At 58.9% G+C, this 20,466-nt stretch carries 13 protein-coding genes; 9 read left to right on the top strand and 4 right to left on the bottom strand.

The window, feature by feature from the left end:
- Positions 1 to 217: 217 nt before the first annotated feature.
- Positions 218 to 664: a very short patch repair endonuclease gene (locus KUA23_RS23410; protein WP_078049897.1), complete on the bottom strand. Its 447-nt coding sequence runs from the start codon at positions 662 to 664 to the stop codon at positions 218 to 220.
- A 219-nt stretch (positions 665 to 883) separates the two neighbouring features.
- On the opposite strand from KUA23_RS23410, the gene KUA23_RS23405 reads away from it, so the two are divergent.
- A protein-coding gene (locus KUA23_RS23405) for an IS3 family transposase (protein WP_100490110.1) occupies positions 884 to 2,034 on the top strand; the annotation gives its coding sequence in 2 pieces (ribosomal slippage) (positions 884 to 1,118 and positions 1,118 to 2,034; 1,152 coding nt in all).
- A 431-nt stretch (positions 2,035 to 2,465) separates the two neighbouring features.
- Here KUA23_RS23405 and KUA23_RS23400 read toward each other — a convergent pair.
- Complete coding sequence (locus KUA23_RS23400; protein WP_005790649.1) at positions 2,466 to 3,716, bottom strand: ribonucleotide-diphosphate reductase subunit beta; 1,251 nt, start codon at positions 3,714 to 3,716, stop codon at positions 2,466 to 2,468.
- Positions 3,717 to 4,200: 484 nt separating this feature from the next.
- A complete protein-coding gene (locus KUA23_RS23395; protein WP_015885484.1) occupies positions 4,201 to 4,470 on the bottom strand; it encodes a DUF2790 domain-containing protein in 270 nt (89 codons plus the stop codon).
- Between the two features lie 397 nt (positions 4,471 to 4,867).
- Here KUA23_RS23395 and acs point away from each other — a divergent pair, with 397 nt between their 5' ends.
- From acs to KUA23_RS23360, 7 genes are all read left to right on the top strand, one after another.
- Entirely contained in the window at positions 4,868 to 6,823 is a 1,956-nt protein-coding gene (gene acs, locus KUA23_RS23390) for an acetate--CoA ligase (RefSeq protein WP_078049889.1), read from the top strand.
- Positions 6,824 to 7,509: 686 nt separating this feature from the next.
- Positions 7,510 to 8,295: an ABC transporter substrate-binding protein gene (locus KUA23_RS23385; RefSeq protein WP_078049888.1), complete on the top strand. Its 786-nt coding sequence runs from the start codon at positions 7,510 to 7,512 to the stop codon at positions 8,293 to 8,295.
- A 91-nt stretch (positions 8,296 to 8,386) separates the two neighbouring features.
- A complete protein-coding gene (locus KUA23_RS23380; protein ID WP_024077013.1) occupies positions 8,387 to 9,076 on the top strand; it encodes an ABC transporter permease in 690 nt (229 codons plus the stop codon).
- Positions 9,073 to 9,771, top strand: coding sequence for an ABC transporter permease (locus KUA23_RS23375; RefSeq protein WP_010208307.1), 699 nt, complete (start codon positions 9,073 to 9,075; stop codon positions 9,769 to 9,771). The genes KUA23_RS23380 and KUA23_RS23375 overlap by 4 nt, the downstream gene beginning before the upstream one ends.
- A gap of 1 nt (position 9,772) precedes the next feature.
- Positions 9,773 to 10,885, top strand: a complete 1,113-nt coding sequence (locus KUA23_RS23370) for a succinylglutamate desuccinylase/aspartoacylase family protein (RefSeq protein ID WP_252992927.1) — start codon at positions 9,773 to 9,775, stop codon at positions 10,883 to 10,885.
- A gap of 27 nt (positions 10,886 to 10,912) precedes the next feature.
- Positions 10,913 to 11,677, top strand: a complete 765-nt coding sequence (locus KUA23_RS23365; protein ID WP_003214336.1) for an ABC transporter ATP-binding protein — start codon at positions 10,913 to 10,915, stop codon at positions 11,675 to 11,677.
- A gap of 244 nt (positions 11,678 to 11,921) precedes the next feature.
- Positions 11,922 to 12,902 (top strand): GlxA family transcriptional regulator, encoded by a 981-nt coding sequence (locus KUA23_RS23360; protein ID WP_252992926.1) that lies wholly within the window; start codon positions 11,922 to 11,924, stop codon positions 12,900 to 12,902.
- 3 nt (positions 12,903 to 12,905) lie between these two features.
- Here KUA23_RS23360 and KUA23_RS23355 read toward each other — a convergent pair whose 3' ends face one another.
- Positions 12,906 to 18,815 (bottom strand): dermonecrotic toxin domain-containing protein, encoded by a 5,910-nt coding sequence (locus KUA23_RS23355; RefSeq protein ID WP_346356360.1) that lies wholly within the window; start codon positions 18,813 to 18,815, stop codon positions 12,906 to 12,908.
- A 290-nt stretch (positions 18,816 to 19,105) separates the two neighbouring features.
- Here KUA23_RS23355 and KUA23_RS23350 point away from each other — a divergent pair, with 290 nt between their 5' ends.
- Positions 19,106 to 20,326: an aspartate aminotransferase family protein gene (locus tag KUA23_RS23350; protein ID WP_252992923.1), complete on the top strand. Its 1,221-nt coding sequence runs from the start codon at positions 19,106 to 19,108 to the stop codon at positions 20,324 to 20,326.
- Positions 20,327 to 20,466: the final 140 nt, after the last annotated feature.

Raw genomic sequence — 20,466 nt, 5'->3', positions numbered from 1 at the left:
CCACCAGAGACGGGCCGGACATATTCCCCTTTCGGGTCTTGTATTCGCCCACTCCCGACATAACGGGGATTTTTTCACAGACGTAGAGAAACCGCTGGCGAAAAAAAGCCGCATGGCTGTCGGGTGCGGAGGACCGCTCTGGTTGAGGCGTTTCTTAGGCGCCGAGTTGAGTGGGTAGGTGGGCGGTTGAAGGTGGTCACGCTATCAACATTATTCATCATATTTCAGCGGTGGGGCGCTGACTATCGAGTTCGGGGTCGATCATTTTTTGGATTTCAGTTCGCAAAGCATCTCTGTTTTTTGTCTGGCATTCCCAGATGATCGATACACGCCAACCTGCTGCTTCAAGTGCTCGCCGAGCCTTCGTATCTCTCTCAACGTTTTTTGCGAGCTTAGGTAACCAAAAATCTAATCTGCTTTTGGGCGTATATGCGTATTTACATCCGGGGTGCCTGTGCCAGAAACAGCCGTGAACGAATAAACATAATCGGTGCTTCGAGAATACCAAGTCTGGCGTTCCCGGTAGGTCCTTTCGGTGTAGACGATAGCGAAGCCCCAGCTCATAGCACGCCGACCGAACAATCATTTCGGGCTTTGTATTTTTTCCTTTAATTCTGGACATGTTTTGAGAGCGTTGTTCGTGTGTGACGATGTCTGCACTCATTCAGGGCTTGCCCAATGAAGAAATGTTTTTAGACGAGGCAGATCCTCGCCCTTGGTTTTTGTACATCTATTCCCCTCAGAGAATCTAGCAGGGTTTTCCCGCTGGAGTCATTGCTACGTGATTGTTATCCACGTTTTAGGTGTGATCAATGGAGCATTGAATCGCCTCGGGTTTCGTAGACACCTCTTTGCCTTAAACTGAGGCCAATTAGGAGGTGCCATGAGCAACCCACGTTATCCCGAAGAATTCAAAATCCAAGCGGTCAATCAAGTGGCCGAAAAGAAGCTGCCTGTCGCTGAGGTGGCAGCACGTCTTGGTGTGTCGACGCATAGCCTCTATGCCTGGATAAAGCGCTACAGCAAACCTCTAGAAGAACGACAGCAAGACGATGATCAACACGCTGAACTGCGTCGTCTGCGAGCGGAGCTCAAGCGCGTCACTGAAGAGCGAGATATCTTAAAAAAGGCCGCCGCGTACTTTGCCAAGGAGTGCGGTTGAAGTACGCCTTTATCAAGCAGCGAGCCGGCGACTATTCCATTCGACGGCTTTGCCTGACGCTGAAAGTCCATCCAAGTGGCTATTACGCCTGGTTGTCTGAGCCGCAATCTGCACGCGCCAAAGACAACCAGCGACTGCTGGGTTTGATCAAGCATTCATGGCTGGAAAGTGGCGGCGTTTATGGCTATCGCAAAATCCATGACGATCTGCGCGAGGTCGGTGAAGTTTGCGGGCGCCATCGCGTGGCAAGGCTGATGCGTCTTGAAGGGCTGCGCTCTCAGACAGGTTATCGACGCCGCCCTGGAAAGTACGGCGGTAAGCCAGCGGTCGCCTCACCCAATTTGCTGAAGCGCCAGTTCGATGTCGTGGAACCCAACAAGGTTTGGGTCACCGACATCACCTACATTCGTACGTATGAAGGCTGGTTGTATTTGGCGGTGGTGCTGGATCTGTTTTCTCGTCAGGTCGTTGGCTGGTCAATGAAGGCGCAGATGACCAGTGATTTGGCTATTGATGCGTTGTTGATGGCGGTTTGGAGGCGTAAACCGAAGCAAGAGGTGATGGTTCATTCCGACCAGGGCAGCCAGTACAGCAGCTCCGACTGGCGCAGCTTTTTGAGCGCAAACAATTTGGTTGCCAGCATGAGTCGCCGAGGCAACTGTCATGACAACGCCGTGGCCGAGAGCTTTTTCCAGCTTCTAAAACGGGAACGGATCAAGCGAAAAATCTACATCACGCGGGAAGATGCTCGTAGTGATGTGTTCGATTACATCGAGATGTTCTACAACGTAAAACGCCGCCATGGTTTCAACAATCAGCTGTCACCGGTAGAGTTTGAAAAGCGTTACGCAATGAGCTTGCAAGGTGTCTAGAGAATCCGGGGCGATTCAATAAATGGTAACGGTTCACTAGGTACTCGGCAAGAAATGAACCTCGGAAAGAGGGACCGAGGTTCACCGTGTACAGATGCACGGCGGGGCGTGGAGCTCGCCCCAGTATCCAAGCGACCAATAAGGGACTGAAACCTAGCTTTTACCGACCCACCTGCGGATATTCGCCGGTCTACAGTCGTGAGACGAAGCCCGGTAAGCTATAGCTTTGTGATTGTGGTTAGCTCGCGCGTAAGGTGTAGGTCTTTGCGGGCGCGACCGTCCAGTAGGAAGTCTGCATCAGTCACTCTGTGGGTGACGTTCGCGTGAGGTTTCAGTTTATTCGTTGAATACAAAAAAGCCCTGAACAGATCAGGGCTTTCTCGCAGGTCTTAGCTATTCGCTCAAGCCTGAAAAATTCGCTGGCTCGGAAATTAATCCCAGCTCAACGCCCCACCCGTCTGATACTCAATCACCCGAGTCTCAAAGAAATTCTTCTCTTTCTTCAAGTCCATGATCTCGCTCATCCACGGGAACGGGTTAGTCGTCCCCGGATACTCTTCCTTCAAGCCAATCTGCGACAGACGACGGTTGGCGATGAACTTGAGGTAGTCCTCCATCATCGCCGCGTTCATGCCCAGCACGCCGCGCGGCATGGTGTCGCGCGCGTATTCGATCTCCAGTTGAGTCCCTTGCAGGATCATTTGGGTCGCTTCTTCCTTCATCTCGGCATCCCACAGGTGTGGGTTTTCGATTTTGATCTGGTTGATCACGTCGATACCGAAGTTCAGGTGCATCGACTCGTCGCGCAGGATGTACTGGAACTGCTCGGCGACGCCGGTCATTTTGTTGCGACGGCCCATCGACAGGATCTGAGTGAAGCCGCAGTAGAAGAAGATGCCTTCCAGGACGCAGTAGTAGGCGACCAGGTTGCGCAGCAGCTCTTTGTCGGTCTCGACGGTGCCGGTTTCGAACTTCGGATCGGAGATCGAACGGGTGTACTTGAGGCCCCAGGCGGCTTTTTTAGCGACCGATGGAATCTCGTGGTACATGTTGAAGATCTCGCCTTCATCCATGGCCAACGATTCGATGCAGTACTGGTAGGCGTGGGTGTGGATCGCTTCCTCGAAGGCCTGGCGCAGGATGTACTGGCGGCACTCCGGGTTGGTGATCAAGCGGTACACGGCCAGCACGAGGTTGTTGGCCACCAGGGAGTCGGCGGTGGAGAAGAAGCCGAGGTTGCGCATGACGATGCGACGTTCGTCGTCGGTCAGGCCTTCAGGGTTTTTCCACAGCGCGATGTCGGCGGTCATGTTGACCTCTTGCGGCATCCAGTGGTTGGCGCAGCCGTCGAGGTACTTTTGCCAGGCCCAGTCGTACTTGAAGGGTACGAGCTGGTTGAGGTCGGCGCGGCAGTTGATCATGCGCTTTTCGTCAACGGCGACGCGGGCGGCGGAGCCTTCCAGCTCGGCGAGGCCTTCGGCGACGTCGAGTTTGTCGAGGGCGGCCTTGGCGCGCACGATGGCGGCGGAGTCACTGGCAGTGACGGCGCGGGCTTCGATGGCGGCGGCAGCGCCGGCGCCGTCGAGGCGGTCCATGTTGGCTTCGGTGGCGTGGCCGGCGTTGGCGCCTTTGGTGGCTACTTCGCCTTCTTCTTCTTTGTCGAATTCGTCCCAGCTCAGCATGACGTGTCGTCTCCTGCGTGAGGGCTCAAAGGTGCCCGTGTGAAACCGGATGGTTGGGTGTTCACACGGCCCTGAGGCCGCGGTGGATCTTAAGGAATCGTTTGTTGCAGCTAGCGCACGCATTAAACGGAATAGGGTTACGGGTGCTCTGCGTGAGGCTTGAGGTGCGGAGCGTTAGGTGCTTGCTCCAGCGAGAGGCCTCAGGTCTGGCTCTTCATCCCGGTGTAAAGGGATATTGCAGGCCCGATTTACCCGCGCATTATAGGGAAAAAATCGGCTTTGTGTTGCGGCGGATGCTCACGGATCGCAGACAAAAAGCCTACTTTTCAGGCCAAGACGCGGGTTTGCTGGGGTTGGTCGGAGGGACGAGCGGCAGGATTTTTTTCGAGGGGGCGCAGCGAGGGGCGGAGGGGGCCGGTTCTTTGCCGCAAGAACGATTTCTTGCGGCGAATAAGATCAGGTTCAGATCGAACGCATCAAGTTATTACCCGTTAGAGCAACCATTGCCCATCACATGGTAATTAAGAATATGCCGCTGACCTTGTGAGTCTTCATATTCCATCTTCACCGGTACAACTTCGCATACTTCCGGGATGTTGCTCATGGACAATACTTTGGCGACGTCCAAGTGGGTGCTGTAAGTGTAATCCTCAACGATCGGGGTGTTCCGGCCAGCTACGTCAGTCGGGGCTTCGTCGGCCAGGGCGGCGGTTGCGCACAAGCTGCTGAGGGCCATAACTACTAAAGCTTTCATTTCTCTATTTACCTTATTCAGGGCGAGTGGGGTCACGGGGCCCTTGTGAGGCCGCGTGTGTAACTTAAGAGTTGGGAAGTTCGGATTAACGTTGCCTTCGTGGGGGCTGTTGCGTTGTTAATCACTGTGTCGTGTTGACGGAAGTGATTTTAGGCTGCCAGGTTATATTCATATACCCGTACTTTTGATAAACACTGTTGGCGGTTTTTGTAACAATCCTGTGGTAAAGCTTTTTTCACAAAGGCGCAAAGCACCACGGCCCGCGGGCTAGAGCCGTGCAGGGGCATATCAGGGCAATTTGTAGGGGCTTGTTACTACCATCGTCGAATGGTTCTATAGACCCGCCCCGGCTACAACAGGGCCATACAACAACAACTATGTCACCGAGGTAAGAAAGATGAGTGCGGCTTCCCTGTACCCCGTTCGCCCCGAAGTAGCAGCCAACACGCTGACCGACGAGGCGACCTACAAGGCCATGTACCAGCAGTCGGTGGTCAACCCCGATGGCTTCTGGCGCGAGCAAGCCAAGCGCCTCGACTGGATCAAGCCTTTCACCACGGTGAAGCAGACCTCGTTCGACGATCACCATGTCGACATCAAGTGGTTCGCCGATGGCACCCTGAACGTTTCCTACAACTGCCTGGACCGGCACCTCGCCGAGCGCGGCGACCAGATCGCGATCATCTGGGAGGGCGATGACCCTGCCGAGAGCCGCAACATCACTTACCGCGAGCTGCATGAAGAAGTCTGCAAGTTCGCCAACGCCCTGCGCGGCCAGGATGTGCACCGCGGCGACGTGGTGACTATCTATATGCCGATGATCCCCGAAGCCGTGGTCGCCATGCTGGCCTGTACCCGTATCGGTGCGATCCACTCCGTGGTGTTTGGCGGTTTCTCGCCGGAAGCCCTGGCTGGTCGTATCATCGACTGTAAGTCGAAGGTGGTGATCACTGCCGATGAAGGCATTCGCGCCGGTAAGAAAATTCCGTTGAAGGCCAACGTCGACGACGCCCTGACCAACCCGGAAACCAGCAGCATCCAGAAGGTCATCGTGTGCAAGCGCACCAATGGCCAGATCAAGTGGAACCAGCATCGCGATATCTGGTACGAAGACCTGATGAAAGTGGCGGGCACCGTGTGTGCGCCCAAAGAGATGGGTGCCGAAGAAGCGCTGTTCATCCTCTACACCTCCGGTTCCACCGGCAAGCCCAAGGGCGTGCAGCACACCACCGGCGGCTACCTGTTGTACGCCGGCCTGACCCACGAGCGCGTGTTCGACTACCGCCCGGGCGAAATCTACTGGTGCACCGCCGACGTCGGCTGGGTCACCGGCCACACTTATATTGTCTACGGCCCGCTGTCCAACGGCGCGACCACCGTACTGTTCGAGGGCGTGCCGAACTACCCGGACATCACCCGGGTGGCGAAGATCGTCGACAAGCACAAGGTCAATATCCTCTACACCGCACCGACCGCGATCCGCGCGATGATGGCTTCCGGCACCGCTGCCTGTGAAGGCGCCGATGGCAGCAGCCTGCGTCTGCTTGGCTCGGTGGGTGAGCCGATTAACCCAGAGGCGTGGGACTGGTACTACAAAAACGTCGGCCAATCCCGTTGCCCGATTGTCGATACCTGGTGGCAGACCGAAACCGGCGGCAACATGATGAGCCCGCTGCCGGGTGCCCATGCGCTCAAGCCGGGTTCGGCGGCACGGCCGTTCTTCGGTGTGGTGCCGGCACTGGTGGACAACCTCGGCAACCTGATCGAAGGCGCGGCTGAAGGCAACCTGGTGATCCTTGATTCGTGGCCAGGCCAGGCGCGTACGCTGTACGGCGACCATGACCGCTTCGTCGACACCTACTTCAAGACTTTCCGTGGCATGTACTTCACCGGTGACGGTGCGCGCCGTGACGAGGACGGTTACTACTGGATCACCGGCCGAGTGGACGACGTGTTGAACGTGTCCGGCCACCGCATGGGCACCGCCGAGATCGAAAGCGCCATGGTTGCCCACCCCAAAGTCGCCGAAGCGGCGGTGGTGGGTGTGCCGCACGACATCAAGGGGCAGGGCATCTATGTGTATGTCACGCTCAAAAATGGTGAAGAACCGAACGAAGCGCTGCGCCTGGAGTTGAAAAACTGGGTGCGCAAGGAAATCGGGCCGATTGCTTCGCCAGACGTGATCCAGTGGGCACCGGGCTTGCCGAAGACGCGCTCGGGGAAAATCATGCGGCGGATTCTGCGCAAGATTGCCACGGCTGAATACGACGGGCTGGGGGATATCTCCACCCTGGCGGACCCGGGCGTGGTGGCGCATTTGATTGAGACGCACAAGACCATGAACGTCGCTTAAGGCAGATTTGAGCGATGGAGCCCCATTCGGCGTAGGCCGGATGGGGCTTTTTTATGCGCTCTCAAAAACACTGAAGATCAGCTGTGGGAGCGGGCTTGCTCGCGAAGGCGGTGTAATGAGTTGGCTGATATGCTGACTGACACACCGCCTTCGCGAACAAGCCCGCTCCCACAGTTTGATTGCATTCCAAGGCTGCTCATGGGTGGGACGACTTACATAAGGTCAATAAATATCGGATTGTGTTGTGGGATATTTCTGAATGTTACCGTCGAGCGCAAATGTGTAACCCGCCGCCCAAACGTGAGGCAAAGCGCTACGCCCATGCCTCGAAAAACCGCGTTTTAGACACCCCCGGAAATAAGATTAAACGCCAGACTTGCCGTGCTAGAAGGGTTTGCGAATAATAGGCCCGCAATTTGCAGCGTCTACAGGTTTAATGTCTTTTGTCTCTGCATAAAATTCAGAGGCTGTCAATGAGCTGGAGCCGCTTTCTCGGTGCTTCTGTAAATTGTTGTCGCATTGAGGAAATATCGACTTCCGGCCTGTCGTTAGAATGCCGATCACTCGCTCGTCGTCTCCAGTGTGTAACTGGTGTGGGACGCAGCACCGCAATTCGGTTTCCCTTAAGTCGCATCGTGGGCCATGGCTCATACTGCTGTTTTGCCCTATACCGATGGAGTCCCAAGATGAAGAAACTCGTGCTGTTGGGCGCCCTGGCGCTGTCCGTGCTGTCCATGCAGGCTTTCGCTGAAGGCAAGCCCCTGAAAATTGGTATCGAAGCGGCTTACCCTCCGTTTGCCTCCAAAGCTCCCGACGGCAGCATCGTCGGTTTCGACTACGACATCGGCAACGCCCTGTGCAAGCAGATGGACGTGAAGTGCACCTGGGTCGAGCAAGAGTTCGACGGCCTGATCCCAGCGCTGAAAGTGCGCAAGATCGACGCGATCCTGTCGTCCATGTCCATCACGGATGACCGCAAGAAGTCCGTGGACTTCACCACCCGCTACTACCTGACCCCAGCGCGCCTGGTGTTGAAGGAAGGCACCACCGTCAGCGATAGCCTGGATGAATTGAAGGGCAAGAAGATCGGTGTGCAGCGCGGTTCGATCCACGACCGTTTCGCCAAGGAAGTCCTGGCTCCGAAAGGCGCCACCGTGGTGCCTTACAGCTCGCAGAACGAAATCTACCTGGACGTGGAAGCCGGTCGCCTCGATGGCACCGTGGCTGACGCTACCCTGCTGCAGGACGGTTTCCTGAAAACCCCTGCCGGCAAAGGCTACGCGTTCGTAGGCCCGGCCTTTACCGACGCCAAGTACTTCGGCGACGGCATCGGCATCGCCGTACGCAAAGGCGACAAGGAAAACCTGGACCGCATCAACGCAGCCATTGCCGCGATCCGTGCCAACGGCGAGTACAAGAAAATCCAGGACAAGTACTTCGACTTCGATATTTACGGCGCTGACCCTAAGTAAATCGTCGCAGCTGTCTGTCCCAAATGGCGCAAGCAACAGAATTCCTGAGGTTTGCGCCATTTTTTCATCCCCTTTTTCGAGGACCTGAATCATGTTGAAAGGCTACGGGGCCGTCATCCTCGATGGCGCATGGTTGACGCTTCAGCTCGCCTTGTCGTCCATGGCCTTGGCCATTGTTCTGGGTCTGATCGGGGTCGCGTTGCGCCTGTCGCCGGTGCGCTGGTTGGCCTGGCTGGGTGACTTGTACTCCACGGTGATCCGCGGGATCCCCGACCTGGTGCTGATCCTGCTGATTTTCTACGGTGGTCAGGACCTGCTCAACCGCGTCGCGCCGCTGCTCGGCTATGACGACTATATCGACTTGAACCCCTTGGCCGCCGGTATCGGCACCCTGGGTTTCATCTTTGGCGCCTACCTGTCGGAAACCTTCCGCGGCGCCTTCATGGCCATTCCCAAGGGCCAGGCCGAAGCCGGCCTTGCGTATGGCATGAGCAGTTTCCAGGTGTTTTTCCGGGTGATGGTGCCGCAGATGATCCGGCTGGCGATCCCCGGGTTTACCAACAACTGGCTGGTCCTCACCAAGGCCACCGCGCTGATTTCGGTGGTGGGCCTGCAAGACATGATGTTCAAGGCCAAGCAGGCGGCAGACGCTACCCGCGAGCCTTTTACCTTCTTCCTCGCAGTGGCGGCGATGTACCTGGTGATCACCAGTGTGTCGTTGCTGGCCTTGCGTCATCTTGAGAAGCGCTACTCGGTAGGCGTAAGGGCGGCTGATCTATGATCTTCGACTACAACGTCATCTGGGAGGCCATGCCGCTGTACCTTGGCGGCTTGCTGACCACCCTGAAACTGCTCGCCATCTCGCTGTTCTTCGGCTTGCTCGCTGCCTTGCCTTTGGGCTTGATGCGCGTGTCCAAGCAGCCGATTGTCAATGGTGCGGCCTGGCTCTACACCTATGTGATCCGCGGCACGCCGATGCTGGTGCAGTTGTTCTTGATCTACTACGGCCTGGCCCAGTTCGAGGCGGTGCGCGAGAGTTTCCTCTGGCCGCTGCTGTCCAGCGCCACCTTCTGCGCGTGCCTGGCCTTTGCGATCAACACCAGCGCCTACACCGCCGAGATCATCGCCGGTAGCCTCAAGGCCACCCCCAATGGCGAGATCGAAGCCGCCAAGGCCATGGGCATGTCGCGCTACAAGCTGTACCGCCGCATCCTGCTGCCGTCGGCCCTGCGCCGCGCGCTGCCGCAGTACAGCAACGAAGTGATCATGATGCTGCAGACCACCAGCCTGGCGTCGATCGTCACGCTGATCGACATCACCGGTGCTGCACGTACAGTGAACGCGCAGTTCTACCTGCCGTTCGAAGCGTATATCACCGCCGGTGTGTTCTACCTGTGCCTGACCTTCATCCTGGTGCGCCTGTTCAAGTTGGCCGAGCGCCGCTGGCTGAGCTACCTGGCGCCGAGGAAGCACTGATATGGAACGTATCGATCACCTGTTGCCCTGGGGCCACTTGGGCTGCGAGCGCCAGCTGAGCGTGTTCCGTTTCGGCAAGGGCGAGCGCAAGGCCTATATCCAGGCCAGCCTGCACGCCGACGAATTGCCCGGCATGCGCGCCGCGTGGGAGCTGAAAAAGCGCCTCGCCGAACTGGAACAGCAAGGCGCCCTCAACGGCGTGATCGAGCTGGTGCCGGTCGCCAACCCGATGGGCCTGGGCCAGTTGCTGCAAGGCAGCCACCAGGGCCGTTTCGAGGTGGGCAGCGGCAAGAACTTCAACCGTGATTTCGTCGAGCTGAGCGAGCCGGTGGCCGAGCTGCTCGAAGGCAAGCTGGGCGATGATCCCCACGCGAACGTGCGCATGATCCGCCAGGCCATGAGTGATGCACTCGCCTCATTGCCTGAGCCGAGCAGCCAGTTGCAAGGCATGCAGCGCATCTTGCTGAGCCACGCCTGCACCGCCGATGTGGTGCTTGACCTGCATTGCGACGCCGAAGCTGCACTGCACATGTACGCACTGCCGCAGCACTGGCCGCAGTGGCGCTCGTTGTCGGCGCACTTGAATGTGAAAGTCGGCCTGCTGGCGGAAGACTCCGGCGGCAGTTCGTTCGATGAAGCCTGCTCGCTGCCGTGGTTGCGTTTGTCCCAGGCATTCCCTGAGGCGCAGATCCCGCTGGCCTGCCTGGCGACGACGCTGGAGTTGGGTGGTCAAGCCGATACGGGCCGCGACGAGGCGATCTTCCACGCCGAAGGTATCCTCGCGTTCCTCGCCGAGCAGGGCTTGATCAAGGGGGAATGGCCCGCGCCACAGTTCGAGCCCTGTGAAGGCTTGCCGTTTGAAGGCACCGAATTGTTGTTCGCGCCCCACGCCGGGGTGATCAGTTACCTGCGTAAAGCCGGTGATGTGGTCGAAAAAGGCGAGCCGATTTTTGAAGTGATTGACCCCCTGGAAGACCGCGTCAGCACGATTTGCGCGGGCACCTCGGGGGTGTTGTTTGCCGTTGAACGGCTACGTTATGCCCAAGCGGGTTTCTGGCTGGCCAAGGTGGCGGGGCGCGAAGCGCTGCGTCACGGGCGCTTGCTCAACGACTGACCACCTGTTTTTGTGAGAACCGACCGCATGTACAAACTTGAAGTCCAAGACCTGCATAAACGCTATGGCAGTCATGAAGTGCTCAAAGGCGTGTCCCTGGCCGCCGCAGCCGGTGATGTGATCAGCATCATCGGTTCCAGTGGTTCGGGCAAAAGTACCTTTTTGCGCTGCATCAACCTGCTGGAGCAACCCCACGCCGGCAAGATTCTGCTGAACAACGAAGAGCTGAAGCTGGTGGCCAACAAGGACGGCGCCATGAAGGCCGCCGATCCTAAACAGCTGCAGCGCATGCGTTCGCGCTTGTCCATGGTGTTCCAGCATTTCAACCTGTGGTCGCACATGACCGCGCTTGAAAACGTGATGGAAGCGCCGGTGCACGTGTTGGGCATGTCGAAGAAAGACGCGCGTGAAAAGGCCGAGCACTACTTGGCCAAAGTCGGCGTGGGCCATCGCAAGGATGCGTTCCCAGGCCACATGTCCGGCGGCGAGCAGCAGCGTGTGGCCATCGCCCGCGCCCTGGCGATGGAACCGGAGGTGATGCTGTTCGACGAACCCACCTCGGCCCTCGACCCGGAATTGGTTGGCGAAGTGCTCAAGGTGATGCAGGACCTGGCCCAGGAAGGCCGCACCATGGTGGTGGTGACCCACGAAATGGGCTTCGCCCGTGAGGTGTCGAACCAGTTGGTGTTCCTGCACAAAGGCATCGTCGAAGAGCGTGGCAACCCGCGCGAAGTACTGGTGAACCCGCAGTCGGAGCGTTTGCAGCAGTTCTTGTCCGGCAGCTTGAAGTAATCAAGACTGCCGTTGTGCACTGACTTAGTGCATGCTTTGCAGTCTTGAATTTGGCCTCGACCCCCTGTGGGAGCTGGCTTGCCTGCATAGCGGTGTATCAGAAACAGATGTGCCCACTGACCCACCGCTATCGCAGGCAAGCCAGCTCCCACCTCGATCTCCATTTGTGTTGAGCTTTGTGTTGCTTTACGGGCTAGCATTGGCCCTTGTCTTCATTACTGTTACTGGCTTCGGATAGCACTCCATGACCGCCCATAAAATTGGTTTCCTGATTTGGCCCAGCACAAAAGCACTGACGCTTGCGCTGGCTGAGGAGGCCTTGCGCGTTGCCCAGCGGGTGCATCCGGACGTGGTCTATGAGCTGTCGTTCCTGCAAGCCGAGCCGCCGAGCGATGGCGCCTGGCAATTGCCGGGCGAGCCGTGGGCCGGCAAGCTCGAGGGTTTTCAGAAACTGTTCCTGCTGGCGGATGAGCCGCCAACCGTGATCGCCTCGCAACTGAGCACCGGGCTCAAGCAGCTGGTGCGCGCCGGCTGCGTGATCGGCGGCTTGTCGGCGGGCGTTTACCCGCTGGCCCAACTCGGTTTGCTCGATGGTTACCGCGCCGCTGTGCACTGGCGCTGGCAGGACGATTTCGCCGAGCGCTTCCCCAAGGTCATTGCCACCAGTCATCTGTTCGACTGGGACCGCGACCGTCTCACCGCCTGCGGTGGCATGTCGGTACTCGACTTGCTACTGGCGGTGTTGGCCCGTGACCACGGCGCCGAACTGGCCGGTGCGGTGTCCGAAGAGCTGGTGGTGGAGCGCATCCGCGAGGGTGGCGAACGCCAGCGCATTCCGCTGCAAAACCGCCTGGGTTCCAGCCATCCCAAGCTGACCCAGGCCGTGTTGCTGATGGAAGCGAACATCGAAGAGCCGCTGACCACCGACGAAATCGCCCAGCACGTCTGCGTATCGCGACGACAACTCGAACGCATCTTCAAGCAGTACCTCAACCGCGTCCCCAGCCAGTACTACCTGGAACTGCGCCTGAACAAGGCGCGCCAGATGCTCATGCAAACCAGCAAGTCGATCATCCAGATCGGCCTGTCGTGCGGCTTCTCCTCGGGGCCACACTTCTCCAGCGCCTACCGCAACTTCTTCGGCGCTACCCCGCGTGAAGACCGCAACCAGCGGCGCAGCAGCAGCCCTTTCGAGCTGTCCTCGGTGCCGTCAGAGCGGGGCTAGGCGTTATTCTTCCATGAGTTCCTCGTCCACCGATTCCAGTGGATTGTCGTTTTCGTCGACAGTGACTTCCAGAATCTGGAAATCATTTCCGGTTCGCTGGTAGTACTCCCTTAGAAGCTCGATGCTTTCCGGTGTCCAGGGGTTGTTATGCAAATCGCTGTCGTTGTCGAGCACTTGCTGCATTTCCATTATGTCCGCAGGAATATCACGTAGCGCGTTATTGCTCAGGTCCAGGTTTTGCAGCCCGTGCAATTGAAATAATCCGGCGGGCACCTGACTGATCTGCGTGTTGGACAGCTGCAGCGTGGTCAACTGCTGCAGGGCGCTGACATCCGGCGCATTGCCCAGTGGGTTGTTGTTCAAATGCAAGAACTCAAGGTTGTCCAGGTCGCTGATAGAGCGTGCTTCGGCTGGGGTAAGGGCTATTTCGCAGCCGGAAAGTTCAAGGCCGCTCAGCTTGGGCATTGCGAAAATCGCAGAGGGTAACTTCCCGAGCGTGCAATTCGTCACGATCAGGGTTTGCAGGCAGGGAAAGGCTTTGAGAGTGCCGTTTATATCGGTGATGGTGAACGCTCCCTTGAGCTCAAAGTACGTCACATGGTTCAGGCGTACGCTCAGTATCGGCAATGTGCCGATGATGGGTTGGTCGAGCACAACTTCATAGGTGGTGCGGTCATCCAGGCTTTCTTCATCTATCGGGCTTTCGCGTCGCCAGGCCTCTTCGAGCAGGCGCTTGTATTGCTGACGACTGACCTCGTCGGCAATGCGCAGGTCGTCCGATAAGACGCCACCGGTCAGTGGGTGCTGCTCGGGTGTATCGTTCGCCCAGTGCTGCAGTTCGGCGACCAGTCGCTGGTAATCACCCTCCAGTTCAGTCAATTTGGCATCAACGTTCTCCAGAGTTCCAGGCAGCCCGAAAATCAGCCTGTCCGTGTCTTTTTCGGCCATTCTTGGATAGAGCTGCCGGGCCCTGTTGCGGTGCTCGGCGGGTGTCTGGACGTGGAAGCATTCATCGGTGCGCTGGCAGTAGCTTTTGATCAGCTCAAGGCTCTGGTATGTCAGGGGGTTGGCCGAAAGGTCGAACACTCGGCCCAGATGCTTTGGCAGGGCGAACAGTTCGGGGGGGAGTTGCGTGATGGCATTGCCGCTGAGGTTTATGGTGTAGCGCTGGACGTGTGTCAGCAGGGTCAAAGGCACCGTGTTGAGCCCGGTATCACGCAGGTGCAAGGTGGTCAGTTGAGTCAGATGGCTGAAATCAATGGGAGCGCCCAACGGGTTGCTGTTCAGGTTCAGGTGACTGAGATTTGACAGGCGCTCCAAGCGTGCGCGGCTGTTGTCTGAAAGGCGGATTGCGCAGTTTTCCAGACGCAGGTGCGTGAGCTTGGTCCGTGACAAAATCTCGGGCGGGATGTCGCCGAGTACCGTCTGACTGAGACTGATGGACATCAATTCGGGGAAGTGGGTAAGGAAGCTGTCGACATCCAGTGGGGCGTTATTGCCCTGTATGATCAGCACGGTGATGTGGTCGAACGAGGCGTCAATGGCGGGCAGCGCGCCCGTCAGTTCTTTTGGGATGAACAGCGAATGGCGTTGCACGCCGCTCTCGGTCAATTCATGGCGCCAGCATTTTTCCAGGCGTATGCGCAGCGCGATTCGCCTGGCGAACTCTTGACCACTAAGGTCAGGCGCGCCCTCCCATTGTTGGAGTTGCGCTTGCAGTGTTTGCAGCTCAGCCGCCCTGCGTGCCAATTCCACCTGGCCAGCTTCGACCGTGCCGGGGAGGTCGTAGATCAATCGATTGAGCGCTGACTTGCGCAAGCTTGGATAGAGCTGGTGTGCGTCGCGCAAATCAATGTGGAGTGCGTTGGCTTCAAACGTGAGGCCGTGGCTTTGATAGTAGGATTTGATCTGCTCCACTGCCGCCCGCGACAGCGGGTTGTCGCCCAAGTCGAAGGCGCTGCCCTTGTTCGGCGGCAATGAAAAAAGGGCCGGCGGTAGCTCGCGGATCCGGGTGTTGCTGAGCAGTGCAGTTTGAAGGTTGGGGCGGTCGACTATGCCGTCCGGTAGCTGTTCGATCTGGGTGTGGGATAAGTCGAGGTGAGTCAGCTCCGTCATGGCTTCGACGCTGGGCGCCAAGTCCAGAGGGTTGTCATGCAAAACCAGGGATTGTAAACCTCGCAGCGAGGCGATACGTGCCTGGTCTGCGGGCGTCAGCCTGATATTGCAACTGCTCAGGCTCAGGGAGTTCAAGTGTGGCAGGTTGAAAATGAGCTCCGGCACGCTGCCGAGGTTTAAACCCCTGACCGTCAGTTGGCGCAGTTGCTGGAAACGCCCCAGAAACGCAAGGGCGCTAGCGGTTTGCGGGCGACCGCTGAGGGTCAGCAGCGACACGTGATCGAAATTTGCCGTCAGTTCCGGCAACGCGCCGAGAATCGGGTAATCCAGGCGCAGGCTGTAGCCGTCTACGCTTGGGTCCAGGAAGAGATCGGCGGCTTCTTCACGGCGCCAGCATCGGCGCAATTGTCTGGCGATCATGCGACGGTTCTGGCGCTCATTGCGCCGTTCGGCGACGGATAGCCGCGCGCCGGTTTCGGGGTGGGCGGTGGGGATTTGGCGCTGCCAGCTTGTCAGGTCGTTGCGCAGTTGTCGGTATTCCTCGGCCAGTGCCGCGAGGCCATTGGCTGCGCCACCTGGTTGGGTGTGCAAGTGGGTGAGCAAGTCTTGGAGTTGCTGCGGATCGAGCGCGGGGTATATCGCGCGAGCACGTTCCTCCAAGCTCGCGACTGGCGCAGGCGGCGCGTCCTGGATCGGGTAACCGGCATCCATTCCTAGCAAGCGCAGCGTTTCCAGTGTGGGCGGTTTGATAACGGAGGTGTCCAGTACCTGGCGCAGCTCTTCACGTGGCAGCGGTCGTTGTCGCAGTCGCTCTCGCAGCGCAGGCCCCTGATTGACGCCGAGCCCCAGGGCGTCGCGTTGTGCGTCAGGCAGGGCATTGAGTATGGCGGTGTACAGGTCGGTCTCACCTGACAGCGGGCCTTTTTCATCGTGGGGCACGTAACGGCCGTCGGCGGTACGCACCAGCGTGCGAACAACCGTGGCGTCCTTGACGCCAATCTGCAGCCACATTTCACCCTGGACAGTGAGGTGCCTGGCCTCGATGCGTACGTTGCCCGGCCAGCCGGGTTGAGTTCTCAGGGTGTTCAGTGCCAGGCGTTCGCTGTCGACAGTGGGCATTGCCTCAAGATGCAGACCTTCGTAGGCACGGTTGATCCGCAGTTCATCCAGCGTGCTGCGGGCAAGGTCGGCCAGGCGCGGCGGGGTGTGTTGGTTGTCCAGCTCTGTGAGCTCCTCAGCGCTGGCGTGGTCGAGCACGTGAGTGATGACCTGGGTTGGCAGGCCGGGGGCGCTCTGTATCAATTGTTGCGCAGGCGCGTGCGCTGTCGGTTGCAGCTGGGCGTAACGTGAATCGAACAGCGTGGCGCGATGCCGCTCGGCCACTCGCGCGAGTTTCTTGCGCCACTGATAGGCGCGGTTGTCCAGGCTCAGCTCAGGGTCGGCCGCGCGTTCGCCGAACAGCGTGCGGATCTCTTCCGGTGTCAGCCTTTGCAGCAGTTCCTTGAGCAATTGACCCTTGTTCAATTGCGCCTCTTGGATCTGCACCACCGGTTTGTTGGTGTCTCCAAACGCCCAGGCTGTATTGCCGTGGGCATCGAGTATCTGTAGGCAGCGGGTCTCGGGCCATTCGCCGTAGGCGGTGAGCAGGTGCAACACGTCTTGTGGATCGACGTGCTGGTACGTGGTGGGATCGTCACTGCCAAGCTGGTCGATAAGGGTGCGCAAACTGCGGTCAATACGCACACGTTCAAAGGTGTCAGCCAGGAGGGGCGGTACGGGTTCGCCCAGTACATGCATTCTGCGCAGCGCGCCGTCATCGACGCCACTGAGCGTCAATGCCAACTCCCGGTCGGCCTCACTCAATTCACTGACGTTATGGCCAAGACGGCGTAACAGGGTGGGACGGTCCCAATGCAAGGGGTCTTCCAGCTCGCTGTGCCAGGCTCCCGCACCGTTGTGCTGTAGCTGCGGGGTATAGGCGTCTGGGCGCGTTGGATGTCTGATTACATACTGTTCGCTGTCGGTCAGCGGTTGCACGGCATACAGATCACCCTCAAGAGGTAACACTGACTCACCGCGCAGGGTGTGCAGGCCCTGTTCATTGATCCCCAGGCGTGGCGGCAGGGTGGTTTTTTGCCGGTAGGCCGTCAGGTCCTTGTTCCAGTAGCGGCCGCTGCCATTGGCGAGGGTGACTGGCTTGAAACGCTCGATAAACGCCAGCACATCGGGCGGCGCGACCTGGCGCAACAGCTTCACCCCAATCGTGCTCCCGGCCGCAAAGGCGCCGATTTGCACCAGCGACTCCAGCATGCTCATCACGTGACCGAAGGCTTCACTGGACTCACCTATAGCCCAGTCGATGATGCCTTCAAACACCTCATCCAGCAGTTGGTAGGCCATGTAGCCCAGCATCAACTCGCCCAACCCGGGAATGAACGGCGCCACCACCATCACCACCGCATTAACGATCGAAGACGCCACGTTGACGAAGGCATCCCAGGCCGCCCAGCGCGCCTTGCGGTCAGCCTCGGCAGTGGAGACGGCCCGTGTACGCGCATCATTGATGATCTGGTTGAGTCGTTGTTCATAGACGTGCTGCCAGAGATCGCCGGCAATGGGTTGCACAGAGAAGTTCAGCCGAGGATCCGTGGTGGGCTCCTTGCGCCATGGCGCCTGGTCGCTTCCCGATTGCGGTGGGTGCCAGGTAATGCGCGCCAGGCGTTGGCTGAGCCCGGAAAAAAATGGCCCGTGATGTTCATGGTTGACAAAGCGGCTGAAAAAACCTTGATATTGCTCGTCGCGCAGCTTTTCGGTCAGTGCTTGCTTGAAGGCCAGTGATGAGGGGTATTCCTTGATCGGGTGTCGAGGGTCATCAGGCACATAGGCGACGACGCGCTGCACGGAACGGGGGTGTTCAAGGTCAACGGCAAACAGCAGGACGCCGTTCAACGGGGCCTCCATCATGTGCAAATCATAGGCGCGCAGGGGCTGACCGTCCTGGAGCCGCGCAGGCTTGCCCTCGATCAGCTCGCCAATGGCAAGCCACATGTCTTCGGCAATGTCCCCGCTGATGCGAGCCAGGTGCAAGGCATTGCGCAAGGCGGCAGTGTGGCTGGCTATGACTTTGTGTTGCAGTGCGCTGGCGGCCACGGGCTCATCCAGGCCTAAAGCCTCACGCACATGACGAGCGTATTGGGCGCCGATGTCCAGCTCGCGGCACAACCGAGTGAACGCCGTAATCGACAACACCTTCTTGACCGCCGGCAATGTGTCGAATTGGCCGCTGGCGGACGGGCGGGTGATGAACGTTGAATCCGCCTCGTAGGCGTCGACCTCGGTCTCCGTGCTCTCGAAGTTGTGCAAGGCCGCATCGAGCAATGACACCGTCCACGTGCGCGCAGCCCCTGTGCGCACGGGAAACCAGGGGGTGGTCTGTGGGATGTACAGGCGTAGATAAGTGGTTTCGCAATTCAGCTCCAGGTTGAAGCGCTTGAGCAGGGCGTCTTCAAGAATGGGCTTGGCGAACGCCTTGGCATCTTCAAGCTGCTTGAGCGTTTGCTCGACCTTGTTGCGTGCTGTCCAATGCTCAGCCGTTGCCTTTGTGAACGCCGACTTCAAGGGGCTGGGGGCTGTGCCAAGCGCCTGACCCAGTGAGAGTTTGGCTGTTTTTAGGGCATTGCGTGCCTGCTGTGAGGATTGGCCCAGCCATGGAGGGATTGCGCTCTTGAGCACCTCGTAGTGGCTGTCGGGTTGGGGGTTGCCGAGGGCTGCTGGCAATAAGGAAGACGGGGTGGTCATGCGCGCTGATCTCCAATGGACGTGAAAACGCCAGTAGATCAGCCGCCTGGCGACGGATGAGCTTAGATAGATATGCGTGGACGCCTGGTTTTGGTCCTGCCGCAAAACCGCTGGGCAGTTTAAACTGCGCCTTTGCGACGGTAATTGTCGCATTGGCGTAAACCCGCCAAAAACGCGGGTTGGCGCTATAAGAAGTTGTCGCTTGGCGGCAAGGCCGCACTGAAAACTGTCCTTACAATCCCTGCATCGCCCGCCAGTTCCAGGCAGGCGTTCCTCTTCAGGAGACTCCGATGTCCGTTGAGCAAGCCCCGGTGCAACGTGCCGATTTCGACCAGGTGATGGTTCCCAACTACGCACCTGCCGCGTTCATCCCCGTGCGTGGCGCAGGTTCGCGCGTATGGGACCAGGCCGGTCGCGAGCTGATCGACTTTGCCGGCGGCATCGCGGTCAACGTATTGGGTCACGCCCACCCGGCGCTGGTCGGTGCGTTGACCGAACAGGCCAACAAGCTCTGGCACGTCTCCAACGTGTTCACCAACGAGCCGGCCTTGCGCCTGGCTCACAAGTTGATCGACGCCACCTTTGCCGAGCGCGTGTTCTTCTGCAACTCCGGCGCCGAGGCCAACGAGGCCGCGTTCAAGCTGGCCCGTCGCGTGGCGTTCGACCGTTTCGGCACTGAGAAATACGAGATCATCGCTGCGCTGAACAGCTTCCACGGCCGTACCCTGTTCACCGTCAACGTCGGTGGCCAGTCGAAGTACTCTGATGGCTTCGGTCCTAAAATTACCGGCATCACCCACGTCCCTTATAACGACCTGGCTGCGCTGAAAGCCGCCGTGTCGGACAAGACCTGCGCCGTGGTGCTGGAGCCGATCCAGGGCGAAGGTGGCGTGCTGCCGGCCGAGCTGGCCTACCTGCAAGGCGCCCGTGAACTGTGCGACGCCAACAACGCGTTGCTGGTGTTCGACGAAGTGCAGACCGGCATGGGCCGCAGCGGCCATCTGTTCGCTTACCAGCATTACGGCGTGACCCCGGACATCCTTACCAGCGCCAAGAGCCTGGGCGGCGGTTTCCCGATTGCCGCGATGCTCACCCGTGAAGACCTCGCCAAGCACCTGGTGGTCGGCACCCACGGCACCACCTACGGCGGCAACCCGCTGGCGTGCGCGGTGGCCGAGGCGGTGATCGACGTGATCAACACCCCGCAAGTGCTGGCCGGCGTCAACGCCAAGCACGACCTGTTCAAGGCGCGCCTGGAGCAGATCGGCAAGCAATACGGCATCTTCACCGAGGTGCGTGGCATGGGCCTGCTGCTCGGTTGCGTGTTGAGCGATGCGTTCAAAGGCAAGGCCAAGGACGTGTTCAACGCGGCCGAGAAAGAAAACCTGATGATCCTGCAAGCCGGCCCGGACGTGGTGCGTTTTGCCCCGAGCCTGGTAGTGGAAGAGGCGGACATCCAGGAAGGCCTGGACCGTTTTGAACGTGCAGTTAAAGCGCTGACGCAAGCTTGATGGACCGCTCGGCGTCCGAACAATCGGGCGCCGAACACAAATTCCAAAGGCCGGACTGGATCAAATGTGGGAGCTGGCTTGCCTGCGAAGACGGTGGTACAGGCAACATCTGTGCTGACTGACGCGCCGTAATCGCGGGC

The sequence above is a fragment of the Pseudomonas pergaminensis genome (genome assembly GCF_024112395.2).
GTDB classification, from domain to species: Bacteria; Pseudomonadota; Gammaproteobacteria; order Pseudomonadales; family Pseudomonadaceae; genus Aquipseudomonas; species Aquipseudomonas pergaminensis.
This window is presented reverse-complemented; position numbering and strand designations above follow the sequence as displayed.